1 protein-coding gene is annotated in these 327 nt (G+C 23.2%); it reads left to right on the forward strand.

The window, feature by feature from the left end; translation table 11 throughout:
• Positions 1 to 327: hypothetical protein (locus tag AJ886_RS00020; protein WP_148124013.1), on the forward strand; the 327-nt coding region annotated here is incomplete at both ends.

Raw genomic sequence — 327 nt, forward strand, 5'->3', positions numbered from 1 at the left:
GAAGAAAATAAAGAATTTCTTTTAAAAAGACTTTTGTCTTATTTGATTATTGATGAGAAAAGAAATGCAACTGCTTTAGAGGATATAAAAGAACAAAAATATATTATAGATGATTATACTTTTTATTTTAAAGAGTTAAAATCTTTAGAACTTAAAAAATGCACTATATATCAACTTCCTTGTAATCATCCTTTGTTTAAAGAGTTTAGAAATAAAGAAAAGCAAATTAGTGCTTTTAAAAAGGATGAAGATAGTCCTATTCATGCTTACAATGAAGCTTTACAAATTTTACAAGATTTTGCTAATGGAATTTACAATACAAGTAAA

It is taken from the genome of Campylobacter sp. BCW_6465 (assembly GCF_001762815.1).
Taxonomy (GTDB): Bacteria; Campylobacterota; Campylobacteria; order Campylobacterales; family Campylobacteraceae; genus Campylobacter_D; species Campylobacter_D jejuni.